This is a genomic window from Lapidilactobacillus gannanensis, from assembly GCF_003946675.1.
Classification (GTDB): Bacteria; Bacillota; Bacilli; order Lactobacillales; family Lactobacillaceae; genus Lapidilactobacillus; species Lapidilactobacillus gannanensis.
On record NZ_RHOT01000041.1, the window covers coordinates 1 to 19598 of the forward strand.

18 protein-coding genes are annotated in these 19598 nt (G+C 38.9%); 6 read left to right on the top strand and 12 right to left on the bottom strand.

Features of this window, described 5'->3' with window-relative positions:
- Positions 1-177: 177 nt before the first annotated feature.
- The 9 genes from EKM81_RS09510 to EKM81_RS09550 all read right to left on the bottom strand — a co-directional run bounded on the left by EKM81_RS09510 (position 178) and on the right by EKM81_RS09550 (position 6456).
- The gene (locus EKM81_RS09510; protein ID WP_125651112.1) at positions 178-456 is read right to left on the bottom strand and encodes a hypothetical protein; all 279 of its coding nucleotides are present in this window, start codon (positions 454-456) and stop codon (positions 178-180) included.
- 5 nt (positions 457-461) lie between these two features.
- Positions 462-1226, bottom strand: a complete 765-nt coding sequence (locus EKM81_RS09515; protein ID WP_125651114.1) for a PH domain-containing protein — start codon at positions 1224-1226, stop codon at positions 462-464.
- Positions 1216-1740, bottom strand: a complete 525-nt coding sequence (locus EKM81_RS09520; protein ID WP_125651116.1) for an RNA polymerase sigma factor — start codon at positions 1738-1740, stop codon at positions 1216-1218. Before EKM81_RS09520 ends, EKM81_RS09515 begins: the two co-directional genes overlap by 11 nt.
- Positions 1741-2105: 365 nt before the next feature.
- On the bottom strand, positions 2106-2642 hold the full coding sequence (locus EKM81_RS09525; RefSeq protein ID WP_125651118.1) for a GNAT family N-acetyltransferase: 537 nt from the start codon (positions 2640-2642) through the stop codon (positions 2106-2108).
- A 56-nt stretch (positions 2643-2698) separates the two neighbouring features.
- The gene (locus EKM81_RS09530) at positions 2699-3040 is read right to left on the bottom strand and encodes a DUF2568 domain-containing protein (RefSeq protein ID WP_125651120.1); all 342 of its coding nucleotides are present in this window, start codon (positions 3038-3040) and stop codon (positions 2699-2701) included.
- A gap of 507 nt (positions 3041-3547) precedes the next feature.
- A complete protein-coding gene (locus EKM81_RS09535) occupies positions 3548-4204 on the bottom strand; it encodes an amino acid ABC transporter permease (RefSeq protein WP_125651122.1) in 657 nt (218 codons plus the stop codon).
- A gap of 15 nt (positions 4205-4219) precedes the next feature.
- A complete protein-coding gene (locus EKM81_RS09540; RefSeq protein WP_125651124.1) occupies positions 4220-4873 on the bottom strand; it encodes an amino acid ABC transporter permease in 654 nt (217 codons plus the stop codon).
- Entirely contained in the window at positions 4870-5703 is an 834-nt protein-coding gene (locus EKM81_RS09545; RefSeq protein WP_125651126.1) for a transporter substrate-binding domain-containing protein, read from the bottom strand. The genes EKM81_RS09540 and EKM81_RS09545 overlap by 4 nt, the downstream gene beginning before the upstream one ends.
- 12 nt (positions 5704-5715) lie before the next feature.
- Entirely contained in the window at positions 5716-6456 is a 741-nt protein-coding gene (locus tag EKM81_RS09550; protein WP_125651128.1) for an amino acid ABC transporter ATP-binding protein, read from the bottom strand.
- Positions 6457-7124: 668 nt separating this feature from the next.
- On the opposite strand from EKM81_RS09550, the gene EKM81_RS09555 reads away from it, so the two are divergent.
- The 6 genes from EKM81_RS09555 to EKM81_RS09580 all read left to right on the top strand — a co-directional run bounded on the left by EKM81_RS09555 (position 7125) and on the right by EKM81_RS09580 (position 15913).
- Complete coding sequence (locus EKM81_RS09555) at positions 7125-8762, top strand: peptide ABC transporter substrate-binding protein (RefSeq protein WP_125651130.1); 1638 nt, start codon at positions 7125-7127, stop codon at positions 8760-8762.
- Positions 8763-9654: 892 nt separating this feature from the next.
- Entirely contained in the window at positions 9655-11298 is a 1644-nt protein-coding gene (locus tag EKM81_RS09560) for a peptide ABC transporter substrate-binding protein (RefSeq protein ID WP_125651132.1), read from the top strand.
- Between the two features lie 606 nt (positions 11299-11904).
- Positions 11905-12840, top strand: a complete 936-nt coding sequence (gene opp3b / locus EKM81_RS09565) for an oligopeptide ABC transporter permease (protein WP_125651134.1) — start codon at positions 11905-11907, stop codon at positions 12838-12840.
- Positions 12840-13871 (top strand): ABC transporter permease, encoded by a 1032-nt coding sequence (locus EKM81_RS09570; protein ID WP_125651136.1) that lies wholly within the window; start codon positions 12840-12842, stop codon positions 13869-13871. The genes opp3b and EKM81_RS09570 overlap by 1 nt, the downstream gene beginning before the upstream one ends.
- Before the next feature lie 10 nt (positions 13872-13881).
- Positions 13882-14964, top strand: a complete 1083-nt coding sequence (locus EKM81_RS09575) for an ABC transporter ATP-binding protein (RefSeq protein WP_125651138.1) — start codon at positions 13882-13884, stop codon at positions 14962-14964.
- Positions 14954-15913: an ABC transporter ATP-binding protein gene (locus EKM81_RS09580; RefSeq protein WP_125651140.1), complete on the top strand. Its 960-nt coding sequence runs from the start codon at positions 14954-14956 to the stop codon at positions 15911-15913. Before EKM81_RS09575 ends, EKM81_RS09580 begins: the two co-directional genes overlap by 11 nt.
- Before the next feature lie 133 nt (positions 15914-16046).
- Here the strand turns inward: EKM81_RS09580 and EKM81_RS09585 are convergent, their stop codons facing one another.
- The 3 genes from EKM81_RS09585 to EKM81_RS09595 all read right to left on the bottom strand — a co-directional run bounded on the left by EKM81_RS09585 (position 16047) and on the right by EKM81_RS09595 (position 19448).
- Complete coding sequence (locus tag EKM81_RS09585; RefSeq protein ID WP_125651142.1) at positions 16047-16541, bottom strand: hypothetical protein; 495 nt, start codon at positions 16539-16541, stop codon at positions 16047-16049.
- Positions 16542-16795: 254 nt separating this feature from the next.
- The gene (locus EKM81_RS09590; protein ID WP_125651144.1) at positions 16796-17986 is read right to left on the bottom strand and encodes a cation diffusion facilitator family transporter; all 1191 of its coding nucleotides are present in this window, start codon (positions 17984-17986) and stop codon (positions 16796-16798) included.
- 313 nt (positions 17987-18299) lie between these two features.
- On the bottom strand, positions 18300-19448 hold the full coding sequence (locus EKM81_RS09595; protein ID WP_125651146.1) for a GGDEF domain-containing protein: 1149 nt from the start codon (positions 19446-19448) through the stop codon (positions 18300-18302).
- Positions 19449-19598: the final 150 nt, after the last annotated feature.

Below are 19598 nucleotides of genomic sequence, written 5' to 3' on the forward strand. Positions count from 1 at the left end.
TCCGGCCCATACAAAAACTCCTTCCTAGGAAGACAAGCTTTAATTATTTGCTTGTCTACCCAAGAAGGAGTATAGCCAAGGCTGCTTCTTTGCTACCAGAAACTGTTCTCAGCTATTTTATGGGTTAGCTATTATCTGGATAATTAAATATTCGTTCACTATCGACTACACCAATGATTAATGAAGATGCTTTAACCCAGTTACGTAGATGTCGTCACCATCATAACGTTGGCCATTGATAGTAAAATAACGGTCATTTTCAACTTGCGGTTGTTCACCGATCCAATAAAAACCCGGTGTCATTTGACTTAGGCCCAAATGATTATGCGCCTTACCATTCAAGCTGTTAACCACCATTTCATTACTTTTACTACGAAAATAACGTTGTTCACCATTGTCGTATGTGACTGCAATAAATAAATCAGGTAACATTGCCACCTTTTTAACTTTTATCATTTTAATCAACCTCCATAATTTAAGAATACGTAAAGAGCCGTACCCAAGATACCAACTACTACCAAGATCCAAAATATTTGTATGAACCACATCAAAAAATTAATGTTACTGAAAATAAATTGGAAGACATTTTTACGACGCACATAACGACTCACTTCAATGTGTTGCATCCCGGGAATTGTCAGTAAATTACGTTTAAATAATTTCGTATTAGTCACATCAAGTGTTTCCGTAAATACTTGTAAATCATCAGTCTGAAAATCAAGCGTGTACCATTTGTAATGCTTACGTTTCCATGGTCGCGCTAATTCACCAGGTTCGCTAGCCTTGTGTTCTTTCAATTTAATCGACTTAATTTTATCGTAGTCATAGGAGAAAAACTTGGTTGGATCATCTAAAAACTCGACGAGCACCAAGAAAATCAGCCGCTGATCAGTGAAAACTAATAACCGATTACCACGTAAACTTCGTTGTGCTTTAATATAGGCCGCGGCTTGATCACTTTTAGCAGCGTACATGCCTAAATAACCATTAGTTGCGGTTTGACTACTATTCTCGTTAGTAATCGGCATTAAATTAACAATCATTTCTTCAGGGTGTAATTGCTGCTTTAATTTGGCTAAAATAGCTTGCATCGTTAGGTATAAATTGGCTTGACGCGCTTGGTAATTGATGCGTAGTTGCGGATCAGCGTCACTTAGATCCGTCTGATCAGGAAAGCCATTCATTTGATTGATGATGGCTACATAAGGATTGAGTTCAGAAATCATTTTTATCCGCCTCCTGTTTTAATTTCTTACGTGCTCGCGAGAGTTGCTTGTATACAGCACCACGACGCATGTGCAAGCGATGAGCGATTTCCTCTGGTGTCAAATCTTTGTCGAAATACAATTGAAAAATGGCACGTTCTTTCTCTGATAATACATTCAATAATTGCCCTAACTCCAAAGGCTCATCAGGCGGTGGCGTTGCAATGACGACACCTGTTAAATCCAACTGACTAAAAGTGGCACTTAAACCACGCTGATAATCAATCGCCTGATGCTTAACAATCGCGCCCAACCAAGTCTTAAGATTACCACGAGTTTCATCAAAACTACCGATTTTTGACCAAATTTGATAATAACAACGGTTCGCAATATCACTCGTATAACTACGTTCATAACTGCTAGGTAACTGATGCCAGATTACTTGCAAAACATAATCGCCATATTGGGTGATCAATGCAGTCAGGGCACCCTCATCTTGACTGCGTAATTTGGTAATTAACTCCTCCTCTAACATACCTTCACCTACTTTTATTTTGTCCTACACTTACTATTACGAAAGTAATGCTCAAGATTGGACATTTTTATAATGAATTTTTAATATTTTTCTTCAAGAAAGTGCGGTGCTTTGGTCTAAGGCACTTCCTAGTTGAAGCCAGCAGGATCCAGTGATGGAATGAGCGTGACATATGATAAACATCGATCTGAGCTTGCAAGTGGGACGAGCGTTAGCGCAAAAATAACGGGCAATTCTGTGATAGAATTGCCCGTTATTTTTTGTATTAAGCAGAACCAATTACCTTTTGCAACCACGTTTCAGCAACCTAAGTTCGGCCTGATTTTTTTAAATGACTGATGTCCCAGACTTATCAGTGCACTTCTCTAGAAATCCCAATAGAAATAGATATTGCTTTTATCTGCTTGACTAGTGCCAAAATATTCGTGCGTATTAAAACCACCAATTTCAAAGTGACAATGTAAATAAAATAAGCATGCTGCTAAATTATTATCTTGACCAATTGTGTAAATACCGCGATATTGATGTGCCTTGGCAATCCTTTTACCAGCATTAAGTAATTGTTGACCCACACCTTGACCACGAAAATCGCGATTAACTTTCAAATCATCTAAGTAAAGGTACTTAAACATTTCCCGGTGATAGATCGCCAACCCAATACAATTATCGGCGTTATCATATGCACCCACAAAGAAATAATCTGGTGCCATGGCCGCAAAATCATAATGTTCATCAGGAAAAATCATCTCATGAACTTGGCTCTCCGGTAATTGTCTGGTAGTATACGCCCATTGTTGACCATCAAAAGTCGGCAACATCTGGCCAAAAATCCGAAATGGTTCATTAGGTAAATTAATATCCGCCGCATTTTTAGCAGTAATCTGTGTCACAGTAATACTCATTCTTCCATCCCCTATCTCGTGCCGGACTAATTAATACCAGTTTACTACAAAATAAATTAGTGACCTTGAAGCTTTAAGCGGTACATTAAAATTAAATCAATGACTACAATTGTGGCGTACACAAAGCCAATTTTGCTGCCAAATAGTATGAAAAAGCTAACTATACCGCAGCTATAAACAAACATCTCTAATAATAACTTGTTGCTTCCTGACAATGCATGCACTGACTTAGGCGCACCATACCGCGACCACAAAAGAATAATCCCCAGGCCAACAATCAGGAATAAAATCTTGACGACGTTCCCTTGGGCAAAATAAACACCGCTTAATAAACCCAATCCAGTTACAACCTCAAGCAAAAAGCGAACTGCCAAAACAATCATTTCTACCACAGTCATTAAGTTGTTCCCTCCAATCCTTATTTTACAATTATTAACCTAAATATCATTAGTTTAGTAAAGAATCAGCATAATCCTGCCTTGACAGACAGCTCGCAAACATTCCGCTTATTATCCTGCATCTGAATTTTTCAACTTTTATAGCATTTTAAGCACAATAAATGGCACTTACTGGCTTAGTCAAAAATAGACTTAGCATGTAACAAAAAAAGCCAGTGTGCCAATCTTTCTGGATAAAACCAGTGACTAGCACACAAGCTATTTTAATTGACTATTAGAGTACAACCTCACTTTTAATTCTGCTAATCTAGCCACCAGCACTGACATAATCATTAACAATATATTGTAAACCACCGTCACTTATGACTGAACGGAAGGACCAAGTTGTTAATGAAGAGCTTTTTTCGGACGAATAGACTTGTGGCAAGCAGTGAAATTATTTTTAGCAATTATTATCTAAAATAAGGTTAACAGCTGAATTGTTATGGCCCAATGAGCTCAGAGCAATCAACCCAACTTCCGCGCCAATAAATGTGACAATTGACTGAGTAAGAAACACACGATGAAATATAACACGGCTAAGGCCACAAACATTGGTATCATGTAATTAGTGTTTTGGCCATAGATGACTTGCGAATGGAACATTAATTCTGGTAAGAGAATAATAGTGGCTAATGAGGAATCTTTCACCAAGGAAACAAACTGACTCACAATTGGTGGCACCATGCGGCGTAATGCTTGAGGTAAGATAATATACCACATCGCCTGCAGATAACTCATGCCATTGCTTCGCGCCGCCTCCATTTGACCAATATCTACAGCGCCAATCCCACTTCGAATGATTTCTGCCAACATTGCTGATTCGAAAATGGTCAACGCCACAATTGCGGCATTAACTGTACTCAATCGCACGCCAATCGTACTTGGCAATCCAAAGTACATGAAGAAAATAATTAACAACAGTGGTAAGTTCCGAATCACATCAATCAGAAAACCCACAATTGCCGACACGTATTTAATTTTCATGTAGCGAATAAAACCTAGAATAGCGCCAATAATGAAACTTAAAACTACCGAAATTGCTGAAACATAAATTGTCACCCAGAGACCTTCAAGCAGAAAGCGTAGGTTGATCCAGCTATAAGCATCAATAAAATTTTGCACGAGCAACAACCTCCTTTATTCTGCTGTCCCTTGAGACCAACGTTTTTCTAAATAGCGCATGAAATAACTGAGTGGCATGGTCAGAATTAAATATAATAAGCCGACTGCTAAATAAGTATCTGTTGTTTTGAAAGTCGTTGACGCAATAAGATTACCTTGATACATCAAATCAAAACCAGCCAAGAAAGCCAAAACAGACGAATTCTTCACCAAATTGACAAACTGATTACCTAATGGTGGAATCACGATCTTCAGTGCTTGTGGTAGCACAATATAGCGCATGGCTTGTAAATAAGTCATCCCATTACTTCGTGCCGCTTCCATTTGCCCTAAATCAACACTTTCAATCCCCGCGCGAATTGTTTCGGCAATAAAGGCCGACGTATAAATAATCAAACCAATAGTACCGGCAGTAAATCCATCCAAATGTGGAATGAATTGGGGCATCACAATATAAAAGAACATGGCCACGACCAATAAAGGAATATTTCGAAAAATTTCAATATAAACATGGCCGATAACGCGAAGTGGCTTTAAAGGATTGATGACGAATAATGCAAAAATCAAACCAATGATCAGACTACCAATCAGTGCCAAAATACTGGCACTTAAAGTGTACTTTAAGCCTTCAACAAAATCAGGCCAATAAGTTGTTAAAATTGAGATCATTTGATCACACTCCCATCAAACCCTGCGACTTTACTAAACCACTTATCAACGATTTTCTGATAAGTGCCATCAGCTTCAATTTTCTTCAATGCTTGGTTCACTGCCTTGGCAAATTTTTCTTGTCCTTTATTCATGCCAATACCGTAGGGTTCATTAGTGAAAGTCCCTCCAACGACCTGATAATTAGGATCATCACGGTTTAATCCATACAAGATCCCATTATCACTAGTCATCGCATCACCTTGCCCTGATTTCAGAGCGGTGAAGGCCTGAGCAGTATCAGCCAATTGTAATACTTTAGCGTCAGGCGCATATTTTTTAATATTGGCAACTGAATTTGATCCCTGCAGACCTAAGACTTTCGTTCCAGAAGTTAAATCCTTAACACTTTTGATTTTGCTACCTTTTTTTACCATAATTGCTTGACCAGCATTAAAATACGTGTCGGAAAACATAATTTCTTTTTTCCGTTCTGGCGTAATTGTCATTGTCGCCGCCAAAGCATCAATATTACCGTTTTTCAATAATGGTAACCGCGTGTTTGAAGTGACTGGGACAAACTTCACGTCCACATCTTTCCCGAAAATTTCCTGCGAGATGGCCGTCGCAATATCAACATCAAAGCCTTCAATTTCACCGGTCTTAATATTCATTAGTCCAAATAAGCGGGTATCGTTTTTAACACCCCAGGTAATATGATTGGTCCGCTTCACACGAGCCATAACATCTTGCTGGGCTAGATTATCACCACAACCACTAAGAACAGTTAGCAAGGTGACCATTAACCCCAGTAACAATAAGGGCCTAATTTTTGAACGGTTTAATTTCATTAGTTGTCCTCCTTAACTGTTATGAATAATTTTACCTAGGAATTCTTTAGCCCGACTATCCTGAGGATGCGCAAAGAATTCTTGAGGCTGATGACTATCTTCGCGAATTTGCCCATCAGCCATGAAGATGACGCGATTACCAACTTCCCGTGCAAAACCCATTTCATGAGTCACCACAATCATGGTCATTCCTTGTTTCGCAACTTTACGCATAACTTCTAAGACATCACCAATTACTTCTGGGTCTAACGCTGATGTTGGCTCATCAAATAAAATTGCTTTAGGCTTCATCGCCAAGGAGCGTGCAATCGCAATGCGTTGTTTTTGACCACCAGACAACATACTCGGCAGTTTGGCCGCCTGATCTGTTAAGCCCACTAAACTCAACAGTTTATTTGCATCAGCTTCAGCCTCAGCCTTGGATTTTTTCAATACTTTAATTGGCCCTAACGTAATATTCTCCAAAACTGTTTTGTTGGCATAAAGATTAAAATGTTGAAAAACCATGCCGACATTTTTGCGGATTTTATTCATATTTGTTTTGGAATCAGCTAAATCAAAATTATCTACAATCAATTTACCAGATGATATTCTTTCCAGACCATTAATTGTTCGTAAAAGGGTGCTTTTCCCAGAACCTGATGGCCCAATAATCGAGATAATTTCACCCCGCTCAATCGTTAGATTAATATCTTTCAGGGCATGAAACTTGCCATAGTACTTATCAACACTATGAAATTCAATCATTGACATATTATTTTCCTCCAATTATTCCTTGTTAATGAGCGCTGATCTGCTAAGTGATTAATGTTTTTTTAGTAATCACTAACCAGCGAATTAGTGATAACCGAACAATGCTTTATCTTATCTTAATTGAAAAATAGTAAGTCTGGCAAGAAAAAGCTCAGAAAAAATTCGATTTTAATTCGTATAAAAAAGTTTTCAACAATCATTTCAGCCGTACATTGCCTATTTTAACCCGATTTGAGTGCCAGTTCGTATCCCCAAAAATAAATTGGTTCTGCCTTCATTTCAAACGCTATGCGCAGAACATTGTCGGCCGTAGTTGCAACGAATTGCCAATCAATATTTAAAATCACTAAAATCTGATAAATTAAACAATTGGCTTTAAATCTAACGATAGTCTGAACTTCCCCGCAATAATTTCAGAAGAATTCTAATCTTAGTTCATTTTTAACCGATTTTTTTCGCGTTAAGCTGGCTAAATTCACTAATAAAGTGACAATAATGGGTTTAGTGATTAAAAAAGAATGAACGATAAAAGCTTGATTTAATCAGCTCTTCGGCGCTATTTTCTTATTATAATGAAAACATTCGTCACGATTCTCTTAGAACTAATTTACAAAGGTTATTAAAACAGGTAAAATTCATAGTGTTATTGCATTAAGGAGGAAAATTAAATGAAGTTACGCAATTTAGGCAAATTGGGTGTTGTCTCCCTACTTGCCCTTTCTTTATTAGCGGCTTGTGGTGGCAACAAACAATCAAGCGGCTCAGCTAGTGGCGAGCAAGTATTTACTCGCATGGAAGGTGACGTCATCAGTAGTATGGACGCTGCCTCAATCACCGATGCGATTTCTGGGCAAGCATTAGTTGACACCATGGATGGTTTATACCGCTATAACGGCAAAAAATTGGAACCAGCAATTGCCACTAAATTAGTTAAAGCAACTAATGATGGTAAAACTTATACCTTCAATTTACGTAAGGGTGCCAAATGGAGCAATGGCGATCCTGTCACAGCCCATGATTTCGTTTTCGCTTGGAAACGACTCGTTGACCCTGCAACTAAGTCACAATATGCTTACTTGTACTCTGGCATTCAAAACGCTGACGATATCATGAATGGTAAAAAAGCTGCTGACACATTGGGTGTCCAAGCAGACGGCGACTACAAATTGGTTGTTAACCTAGATCATGCCATTCCTTATTTCTCAGCTATGGTCACCAACCCTGTCTTCTTCCCACAAAACGAAAAAATCGTTAAAAAGTATGGTAATAAATATGGTACTTCTTGGGATAAGACGGTTTACAATGGCCCATTCAAACTAAGAACTTGGACTGGTACCAACTTGAGCTGGACTGAAGTTAAGAACAAGTCTTATTGGAATGCTAAAGCTGTTAAGTTAGACAAAGTTAAAGTGCAAGTCGTGAAGGAACCATCAACTGCCTTAAACTTATTCCAAGATGGCACTTTGGATGATGCCATTCTTAGTGGTGAAGCAGCTCGGCAAATGAAGAATGATCCTTCATTCAAGCCACAATTACAGTCATCAACTTTCTATCTAGAATTAAATCAAGAAAAAGTACCCGCATTCAAGAACAAAAACATTCGTTTAGCAATCTCGAAAGCAATTAACCGGAAAGAATACACGAGCCAAGTCTTAGGCAATGCTTCCATCCCTGCCCAAAACGTTGTACCTAAGAATATTGCCCAAATGCCTGATGGCACTGATTTCTCAGCAGCAGCTAAAAATGACAGTTACCCAACTGACTACAGTAAAGCTGAGGCACGTAAACTTTGGAAACAAGGTTTGAAAGAAGTTGGTATTAACAGTTTGAGCATCGAATTCTTAAATGACGACTCTGAAAATGCTAAGAAATCAGCCGAATACTTCCAAAGTCAATTAGAGGCAGTCTTACCAGGTATGAAGGTTAAAATCACTTCATTACCATTCAAGTCTCGGTTAACTCGTTCTCAATCTGGTGACTTCGATATGTCAATCAGTATCTGGGGCGCTGATTTCCCAGACCCAATCACTTTCCTTGAATTATTTACGACTGGTAATAGTCAAAACGATGGTAAATGGTCCAATGCTGAATATGATCGCCTGATCCAAGCCAGCAAGACGACTGATGTTAACGACACTGAGAAACGTTATGATGACCTCTTGAAAGCTCAAGAAATTTTGACTAACGAGCAAGGTATCATCCCTGTTTATCAAACTGCCCAAGCACATTTGATTAATGCTAACGTTCGTAACTTGGCTTACTCACCATCAAATCAATACAACTTCGTACACACTTATATCAAGTAATACTTTCAAATCAGGCCGAGCTTTGATTGCTGCAACGTGTTCTCAAAGGGCAACCGGCTCCGCTTAACGCCAAAATACCGAGCAATTCTCTTGCAGAATTGTTCGGTATTTTACGTTAATGCCCACCGGCTGAGCGCCTTTTATCACGTTTTGTTTTGATTATCAACAGAGACACAGCCAGATGCAATTTCGTTCTCCCGGACTCGCGCATTCTCATAATGATGTTGCTCAGCGCCGTAATTTCAATCACAAAAGCAACAAATGACCCTTTTATTAGTTTAAAAAATAAACACTCATAATCAAAATGATTTCAATAAATATTTTTTGATTTTTTTTAAATACTAGTCGAGTATGCCTTGATATAATCAAGTTGAGCTAATAATTAAAAAATAATTAGATTGCTATTTACTTTTTAATAATGGCAGTGTATTATAATTATTCGTAACCTAATAACACCTTTGTGGATCAGTTAATGACTAACTTTTAATCTGATCCTTATCTTGCAAGACTTTCATTGGCCGGTTATTGGCTAAGTCTTACTGCCGTAAATTAATAAAAATCGATAAATAATTATTTTTATAATTATTTATATCTCCTTAATGCTGAAAGAGGACTCTAAGTTTAATCTTAGAGTCCTTTTTCAAATTCTCATCTATTCAAAGCAATCGTTTACATGTATTCCAAGCAACACTATGGGACCAATAGGTTTGCTAAATTAAAATAAATATGAGAATATTACTTTACTTTTTAATTTAGTTCAGGTATTATACTAATTTATAAAGTTAAATGTTAGAAAAAAGCCAATTTTTAACTGGAATTGGCACGGCAATAATGAGAATGACGTTCTAATCTCATTTTGTTGGTAATAAGTCTCATTTAGGAGGATACAACTATGAAATGGCAAAAATTAGCAAAATTAAGTGCCGTTGCCTTAGCAGTGACAACACTGCTAGCAGCATGTGGCACTAAGAAATCAAGCTCGGGCTCAGCTGATTCCAATCAGGTTTTAACACGAATGGAAGGTGACGTTATCAGTTCAATGGATACTTCCGTGATGACTGACGCCATCTCTGGGCAAGCTGCAGTTGATACCATGGACGGTTTATATCGTTATAATGGCTCCGAACTGCAACCAGCAATTGCGACGAAGATTGTTGAACCAACTAATGGTGGTAAAACTTATACTTATCAATTGCGGAAAGATGCTAAGTGGAGCAACGGCGATCCCGTCACAGCTCAAAACTTCGTCTATGCTTGGCAACGAACCGTTGATCCTAAAACCAAATCGCAATACGCTTACCTCTACTCAGGCATTAAAAATGCTGATGACATTATGAATGGTAAGAAAGCACCTAGCACTTTAGGTGTAACTGCTAAAGGCGAACATACTTTAGTCGTTGAACTCGACCACGCCATCCCTTATTTCAAGACGATGGTTGTCAATCCAGCCTTCTTCCCACAAAACCAAAAAGTTGTTGAAAAATATGGTAGCAAGTACGGCACCACTTCTGAAAAGACTGTTTATAATGGTCCCTTCAAGTTAACTGGTTGGACTGGTACTAATAACAGTTGGACTGAAGTCAAAAATAAGACTTACTGGAATGCCAGCAAAGTTAAATTGGAAAAAGTTAAAGTGCAAGTGGTAAAGGATAGTTCAACTGCTTTAAATCTTTTCCAAAGTGGCAAAATGGACGATGTCTCAATTAGTGGTGAAACAGCACAGCAAATGAAGAACGATGCTAGTTATAAACCATTAGCTCAGTCAACTGTCTTCTATTTGGAATTAAATGAAAAGAAAGTGCCAGCATTTAAGAATGTTAAAATTCGTCAGGCAATTTCTAAAGCCATCAATCGTTCAGAATTCGTTAAGAACGTCCTTGGTGATTCTTCAATTCCGGCAGCTAACGTGACACCACAAAACTTAGCAAAAACTGCCGATGGTCAAGATTTCTCCAAAGCTGCTGCTAAAGCAACTAGTGATGAAACCAAATATGACAAGGCTGAAGCTAAGAAATTATGGCAAGAAGGCTTGAAAGAAACTGGGATCTCCAACCTATCAGTTGAATACTTAACTGATGATACTGATGGTGCCAAGAAGTCTGCTGAATACTTCCAGAGCCAATTAGAAAAGACTTTACCTGGTTTGAAGATTTCTATTTCAACCGTACCATTTAAGTCACGTTTAACTCGTTCACAGTCAGGTGACTTCGATATTGTCATGACGGCTTGGGGTGCTGATTTCCCTGATCCTATTACTTTCCTTGATTTATTCACAACTGGTAACAGTTACAACAATGGTAACTGGGACAATGCTGAATACAACAAGTTGATCGAAGCTAGCAAGACGACTGATGCTACAAATGATGACAAACGTTCTGATGATCTTTTACAGGCTCAAGAAATCTTAACTAAAGAACAAGGTGTCATCCCAATTTATCAACGGGCTCAAGGTCACTTAGTTAATAGTAAGATTAAAGATCTTCACTACTCGCCAGCTAATATGTACAACTTCGTCGGTGCTTATATCGCTGACTAACCGTTTTACCAATCAATCTGGTTCCAAATTTCCTCCTATATTTACTAATCTTTCTTCCATATAAAAAGGCTTGGGATATTCCCCAAACCTTTTTTGTTATTTCTAAAATAGTTTTAAGCTGCTGATAACTAACGAAGTTTGTCTTGCTGCGTCAGCGGTTAGACAAAGGCTTGTATTTGAGATTGTTGCGCAGCAATAAGCTCAAATCAATGCCGGCCGCGTTCCACAACCAACAAGCACGTAATGCAGTCAGACGCCATTCAGTTTAGCACTTATGTCCTAGATTCAAATTAGCACTCATAATTTCATGCTGATGTACTAAGTTTCTGCTTTCTAAACGGTTAGTTATTTTGGATAGCATGGGAGTATTCAAAGAAGTTGTTTATGAACACTCTCATTTTTTACTTAGGAAAAGTGCATGACATTATCTCAATCAGAGCAAGATTATACGAAATAATCCAGCAAAAAGATGAGAAAATAATTAAAAACCCAATTTACAATTAGGCGGTTTTACTGTAAGATAGTAACATGCGAAATTTTAAGTATCGGTAGTTATTTAGGCTATTGGCCTTTGGGTTTCTCAGCATATATAGGGAGTGAAAAATCATGGGAAAATATATTCTCAAACGGATTGGTTACATGATTTTGACCTTGTTCATCATTGCCACGGCAACTTTCTTTCTAATGAAATTAATGCCGGGCTCGCCATACGCTAACCAAGCGAAGATGTCGGCGGAACAAATCAAGATTATGAACCAGCAATATGGGTTGGATAAACCAGTATTCCAACAATATCTCATTTATCTAGTTGGCCTGCTTCACGGCGACTTTGGAACTTCTTTCCAATTTAATAACCAACCAGTTTCATACTTGATTTCTAGTCGGATCGGGCCTTCAATGCAAATTGGGGTTCAGGCGATTATTCTCGGTACTGTTTTAGGTATTTTGCTTGGCGCTATTGCTGCTATCCGCAAGAACAGCTGGGTTGATACTGTTGCAACATTCTTTGCGATTTTAGGCCGTTCAATTCCTAACTTCGTTTTCGCAGTTTTGCTACAGTTCTTCTTAGCGTTCAAATTGAAGATTTTTCCAATTGCTTTGTGGGACGGCTTCTCGTCAAGTATTTTGCCAACAATTGCCTTAGCCATGGCACCATTAGCTACGACTGCCCGCTTTATGCGGACCGAAATGGTTGACGTCTTGAACTCTGACTATATTGAATTAGCCCGGGCTAAAGGTAACACGCCTTGGCAAACCGTTGCTAAACATGCTTTACGGAACTCATTAATTCCTGTCATTACTATTATTGGCCCAATGGCTGTCGACTTAATGGTCGGGTCAATGGTTGTCGAGAATATCTTCTCGATTCCCGGAATTGGTGATCAATTTGTCAAATCAATTACAACTAACGACTACCCAACAATCATGGGCTTGACTTTGCTCTACTCATTTATGTTGATTGTTGTTATCTTAGTCGTTGATATTCTTTATGGGTTTATTGATCCACGAATCAGACTTAGCGGAAACGAGGGATCAAACTAATGGCTGATAATTCAACAGATATTAAATTCAAAGAGAATAGTTTTAAACGGATTGAACAACATAATGTTGACGAACAAGAAAAAATTTCGGCACCATCATTAACCTTCTTCCAAGATGCCGTTCGTCGGCTGAAGAAAAACAAAGCTGCCGTTATTTCTTTATGGTTATTAGCGTTGATTGTTGTCTTCTCGATTATCTCAATTTGGTGGACACCAAGTGATCCTAATGCCCAGCACGTTGCTTATGCTAACTTACCACCTAAAATCGCCAACGGCCAAATCCCTGGGTTTACGGGGAAAGCTAATGTTGGTGGTCGAATTGTTGATAAGTATGCCCAAGCTAAAGTACCAGCCGGCACTTACTATGTTTTAGGAACTGACTATCTTGGCCGTGACTTATTCTCACGTCTAATGAAAGGAATTGCCCTATCATTATTGATTGGCTTCTTGGCCACACTGTTTGACTTAGTCATCGGGGTACCGTATGGGGTGGTTTCTGGTTGGAAAGGTGGTCGCGTTGATACCTTAATGCAACGATTTATTGAAATCATCTCCTCAATTCCTAACTTAGTTATTGTTATTCTGATGTTGCTACTCTTTACCCCTGGTTTAGGCTCAATTGTTGTCGCCATGGGAATCACTGGCTGGATTACCATGGCCAGGTTGGTGCGAGCGGAAACCTTAACTTTAAAGACCCAAGAATATGTTTTGGCTGCTCGCACCTTAGGTGAATCACCTTTCAAAATTGCCATGAAACACTTAATACCTAATTTATCCTCAACAATCATTATTCAGACAATGTTTTCAATTCCAACTGCCATTTTCTTCGAAGCCTTCTTAAGCTTCATTGGTATTGGGATTCCCGCACCAAACGCTTCACTTGGGACATTATTGTCTGATGGTCAGAAGACATTCCGGTTCTTACCATATCAAATGTGGTATCCAGCAGCTGCAATCAGTATTATCATGATTGCTTTTAACCTATTAGCTGATGGTCTCCGTGATGCCTTTGACCCCAAGACACAGGAATAGGAGCATAGCAATGGAAAAAATTCTTGACGTAAAAGATTTACAAATCAATTTTGATACCTTTGCTGGGCAAGTCAAAGCTATTCGCAATGTCAGCTTCCACTTAAATAAAGGGGAAACCCTTGCAATCGTTGGTGAGTCTGGTTCTGGTAAGTCAGTTACTGTCCGCAGTATTATGGGCTTACTGGCAAACAACGCTCACGTTGATAATGGGTCAATTGATTTCAAAGGCAAAGATTTACTTAAAGCATCACCCCGCGAATTAGAAAGTATTCGTGGTAACGATATTTCAATGATTTTCCAAGATCCGATGACTTCATTGGATCCAACCATGCCAATTGGCAAGCAAGTCGCTGAACCACTGTTGATTCACGGCAGTATGTCCAAGAAAAAGGCCATGGCTCGTGCTGAAGAAGTTTTGGAATTAGTTGGGATCACTAACGCTAAAAACCGGATGAAAGACTATCCACATCAATTCTCCGGTGGTCAACGGCAACGGATCGTCATTGCGATTTCGATTGTTAACTATCCTGAAGTTTTAATCGCTGATGAACCAACAACGGCACTGGACGTGACAATTCAGGCTCAAATCATCGATTTAATGAAAGAATTACAAAACAAGATTGAAACATCTATTATCTTTATCACCCATGACTTAGGTGTTGTGGCTGGAATTGCTGATCGCGTTGCGGTGATGTACGCCGGCAAAATTATTGAATATGGTTCTGTAGATGAGATTTTCTACAATCCACAACATCCATATACTTGGGGCTTGTTGAATTCAATGCCAACTTTAGATACTAGCTCAGATCGTTTGTATGCCATTCCTGGGACACCACCTAACTTATTGAATCCACCCGCTGGTGATGCTTTTGCGCCCCGTAATCCCTACGCAATGGAAATCGATTACGAACAAATGCCACCATTTTACAAGGTGACTGATACGCATTATGCGGCAACTTGGTTGCTTGACCCTAATGCACCAAAAGTTGAGCCACCAGCAGCAATTAAGAAACGCCAAGAAGAATACCATCAGTTAGTTGCCGAAGGTAAGATTCAATCCTCAGTTAAAGGAGGCGCTAAAGATGGCGAATGATTCGCAAAAAACACCTAAAAAGTTAATCGAAGTTAAACACTTAAAGCAATACTTTAATGCTGGCCGTCCTAATGAAGTTAAGGCCATTGACGATATTAGTTTTGATATTTACGAAGGCGAAACGTTCGGTTTAGTTGGTGAATCCGGTTCTGGTAAGAGTACTACAGGTCGTAGTATTATCCGCTTGTATAATCCAACAAGTGGCGAAATCAAATTCTACGGTGAAGATATCAGTAAGATCAAGCATAAAGACATGCTGAAATTCCGCCGAGAAATGCAAATGATTTTCCAAGATCCCTACGCATCCTTAAACCCACGAATGAAAGTCAAAGACATCATTGCTGAAGGTCTCGACATTCACCATTTGGTCAAAAACGACCAAGAACGTGATGCTCGCGTCAATGAGTTATTAGATTTAGTTGGCTTAAGCCGCGATCATGCCACTCGTTACCCACATGAATTCTCTGGTGGTCAACGGCAACGGATCGGGATTGCCCGTGCTTTGGCAGTTGAGCCTAAATTTATCATCGCTGATGAGCCAATTTCTGCCTTAGACGTGTCTATTCAAGCGCAAGTCGTTAACTTACTCCGTGATATTCAAAGGGAACAAAACTTGACCTACCTCTTCATTGCCCATGACTTATCCATGGTGAAGTACATTAGTGATCGGATTGCCGTCATGCATAATGGTCGCTTAATGGAATTATCAACGGCCAGTGAAGTTTATGATCATCCTTTACATCCCTATACCAAGAGTTTGTTATCAGCTGTACCGTTACCTGATCCAATGTATGAGCGCAATCGCCATCGTAAACCATACGATGATAGTATCGAACATGATGGCAAGGAACGTTCTTTAAAGGAAATCGTGCCAGGTCATTTCGTACTTGCCACTGATGAGGAAGTTTCCTTATACCAAGCAAGTGCTGAAGAATATAACGAACAATAAGTTACAATAAAAAAGCCATGTTCAGTTTTAGCTGACATGGCTTTTTTGCTATTATTAATTTATAAAACTACTTACTAAAACCTAAAATACAGTTGCTAAATGCTGGCAGATTGTCTGCATGAGCCGGCAGCATTTATTGCTCGTCTTGCCAACGGCCAATCATATCTGCTGCCAAAGCTAAACTAACCGCAGCATCAGCTGACAAATTCTCTTGAACAAGTTCAAAATCACTGATAACTACCATCGCACCAATTACCTTCATGCCGTAAGTCAATAGATGTAAATCTTTCCGAGCAGAATAACCACCAGCAAAATTATCTTCATGATTGTAGCTGAAGTGAATCTGCCGTTGGGTAATTGAACCATCAACGTGATTAACTAGCACCCGATCTTGTAAATGTGTTAAAACATCGTGTTCTCCCTGCAGTGTCAATTTATGATCAGATAATTGTTGATAATAATCTTCTTCAGTCATTGCCATAACTTCAGTAACTGGCTTTTTGAAAATTTTAAGCTGATCAATAATTTCATAAACTTTCTCAGGGTCAAATTTAACGTGCTGAGCAATAATGTCATCTGTGTTCGTTTGTAACCAATCCGCGTATTGTTTAATTGCATCTCGTTCCATAACGAGCCTCCTTATCATCTCTGAAACCTATCCTCTTTATTCTACTTGTCTAATCGCCCAGACACAAGTCTCTAGTCCAAAGAGTGTGAGAGGTGGTGGCCTTTTGGCGTAGCCTAACTTCAAATAATGATTTGAGCTGGTGCAACCAGATCGAAGCATTATTTAAGTTAGGCCTAGCCATTTGTTGCCCCGAACACGTTTCAACAACTCCCTACATATCCTAGTAACCACTTAAATTGTCAGGCCAGTTTTTCTTAAATTAAGGTGTGGTTCTCACTAAAATAATTATGATCAAAAGTGACCTCAACAGTGACGGCCCCTAAGATTTTTCGTAAATCATGATTGATGGCGACCAATAACTCGTCGTCACTGATGGTCACCTGCTCAGGAACTACCAAATCAAACTGAATTAAGTGGTCATGATTAACCAACCGTTCAATGTGAAAATCATGAGTTTTTAGCCCGAGATTATAATGATTGATGACTGCCTGAACTGTTTCATAAACTTGGGCCGTTCGTCGATGCTGAATATCAATTGGATCAATCTGACAAACCAAATGAATCTCTAAGTGGTGCCAAAAATCGTGTTCAATTTTATCAATAATCTTGTAGGCTTGAGTCAATGATAACGAACTAGCTAGTTCAATATGAACAGTAGCGAAAATGGTATTGGCACCATATTGATGCACAATCAAATCATGATAACCTAGTATATTTTGATAGTGGCTTAATTGGTCAACTATTCTATGCGATAAGGCCGGTGCCGGCTGATGACCCAATAAGTCGTTAATAAAAGTATGCAACATTGAAATTGCGCTGACCAGAATATAAATAGCAACGCCCAAGCCCACGTAGCCGTCTAACGGCCAATGAGTAAGATTCTGCAAAATCGCTGAAATTAGAACTGCACCCGTTGTATAAACGTCATTTAAACTATCTTTAGCAGTAACCATTAAGGTGTCTGATTTTATTTGATGGCCAATTTGACGATAAAAAGTTACCTGCCAGAGCTTCAAAGCCATTGACAAAACCAAGATCAAATAAACTGGCCAGCGATAATGAATTAGGGTTGGTGTTTGAATCTTATTAATTGATGTCAATACAAATTGCAATCCCACAAACATAATGACAATGCCAATAATAAAGCCAGCAATTGTTTCTGAGCGTTCATGACCAAAGGGATGGCTGCGATCAGGTTTCTTAGCCGCTATTTTAAAGCCGATCAAGGCTACTAAAGATGACAACAAATCAGATAAATTATTAATTGCATCAGTCACAATTGCCACACTGCCTGATAAAAGACCAATGGCAATTTTAGCTGCAAACAGCAGCAGATTCGATCCAGCACCAATCGCAGTGGCAGTAATACCATAGCTTGTCCGCGCGGTAATCGCCGACTGGTGACGAGTTTTAACAGCCAGCTTCTGCAGCAAGAATTTCATCATAAGTGTCCACAACTCCTTATTTAAAGCAATGGTTGCCAACAGTATAGCATGAATCTCTGACGAACTAATTTATTAACACCAGTTCAGCTAACTACTTGACACTGCGACATAAGTCCAGTTACCAAAAACAAGCCTAACTTTTGTAGTCGCAACATGTTCTTAAAAAGACAAACGATTTCGCGCACTGCACCAAAAAAGGAGTTATTCTGACAAACTTATCAGAATAACTCCTTTTTGATGTTGATGCTCACCGGCCGACCGCCTTTTGTCACCTGCTGAGTCACAATTTCGATAACTACTATTACTAATCAGCTTAAAAATCAGTTCGTACCTGGTTACCGCCAGCTTTTTTTGCTTGATAGGTCAATTGATCAACCTGATCAAAGAAATCCTTAGAGGTATAATTATTTGAGTGTACCTTCGAAATTCCCGCTGAAAAAGTTAAATCAATTTCTTGTCCTTTATAAACAAAATCTTTCTCGCGAATTGTATTCAACATACGCTGTCCAACTGCAGCAGCTGTCCCTGGCTCCGTTTCGTTGAAGACCAACGCAAATTCTTCGCCACCAATTCGGTATAAAGCAATATCAACATTTTTAGAAATTTGTTGACTAATAATCTGGCAGAAATGAATTAGCACATAGTTGCCTGCTAAATGACCATAGGTATCGTTGATGGCCTTAAAATGATCCAAATCCAAAATCATCATACAAAGCGAAAGGTCCTTCTCCTTAGCCCGTTGAAAAGCGTGCTCAACGTTTAAATTAAAAGCATGATAATTCAGTACTTGTGTTAAGCCATCAATGAAGGCCTTTTGCGTTTGCTTAAAAATAACTTGCTGATTTTGCTGTAGGAAGTAGGTCACCACATAAGGAACGCTAACTAGAACGACCATTTGCAACAAGTACTCACTAGCTTGACCAAGTGATAATTGATACCGAGAACTATGCGGTGCGTAAATAAATGTTGCAATCCAGAATATTAGGCCCACTAAGTTATAGAGTACCAGCCGCCACCAAGGATTGATATTATGACCATAACCAATCACCATGATCAACGCGAACAGAATGGCATATGAAACAACGTAAGCCAGAACATAGGGTTCTATACCATGTAACCCAACATAGGTGATGGCTGCCACGTCAAAGGCGACTGTCACCACATCAGGACTAACATACATCATCACTAAAATTAAAAAGGAGATTTTAATATTAGTGAATATTAAGCTATCACCTGTTGAGTGAAAATATTGAAAGAACAACATATAAACAGCAACTAACGAGAAAAAGGCCATTGCCATTGTTCGCAATCGCCAATCCATTTTCCCAACCCAAACAGCTTCATTTGAATGTTTGGACATATAAAGGTTGCTCATAAATTGGAAAATGAAAAAAATCCCGAAAATAATGAGTAACTCAACCAGGACTAAAGTAGTTTTATCAACTTTAACCATCTTAATCATTCAACTCCATGAATAGTTAGCAAAACTTGCTCGATACGACGACAGAAAACCAATCAATCTAATCAATCTTTATCCTGATTTATTCACAAAGATATGCAAAATACCCATCAAACACATGCATCACGCGTTTGATGGGTATTTTGTATTTTC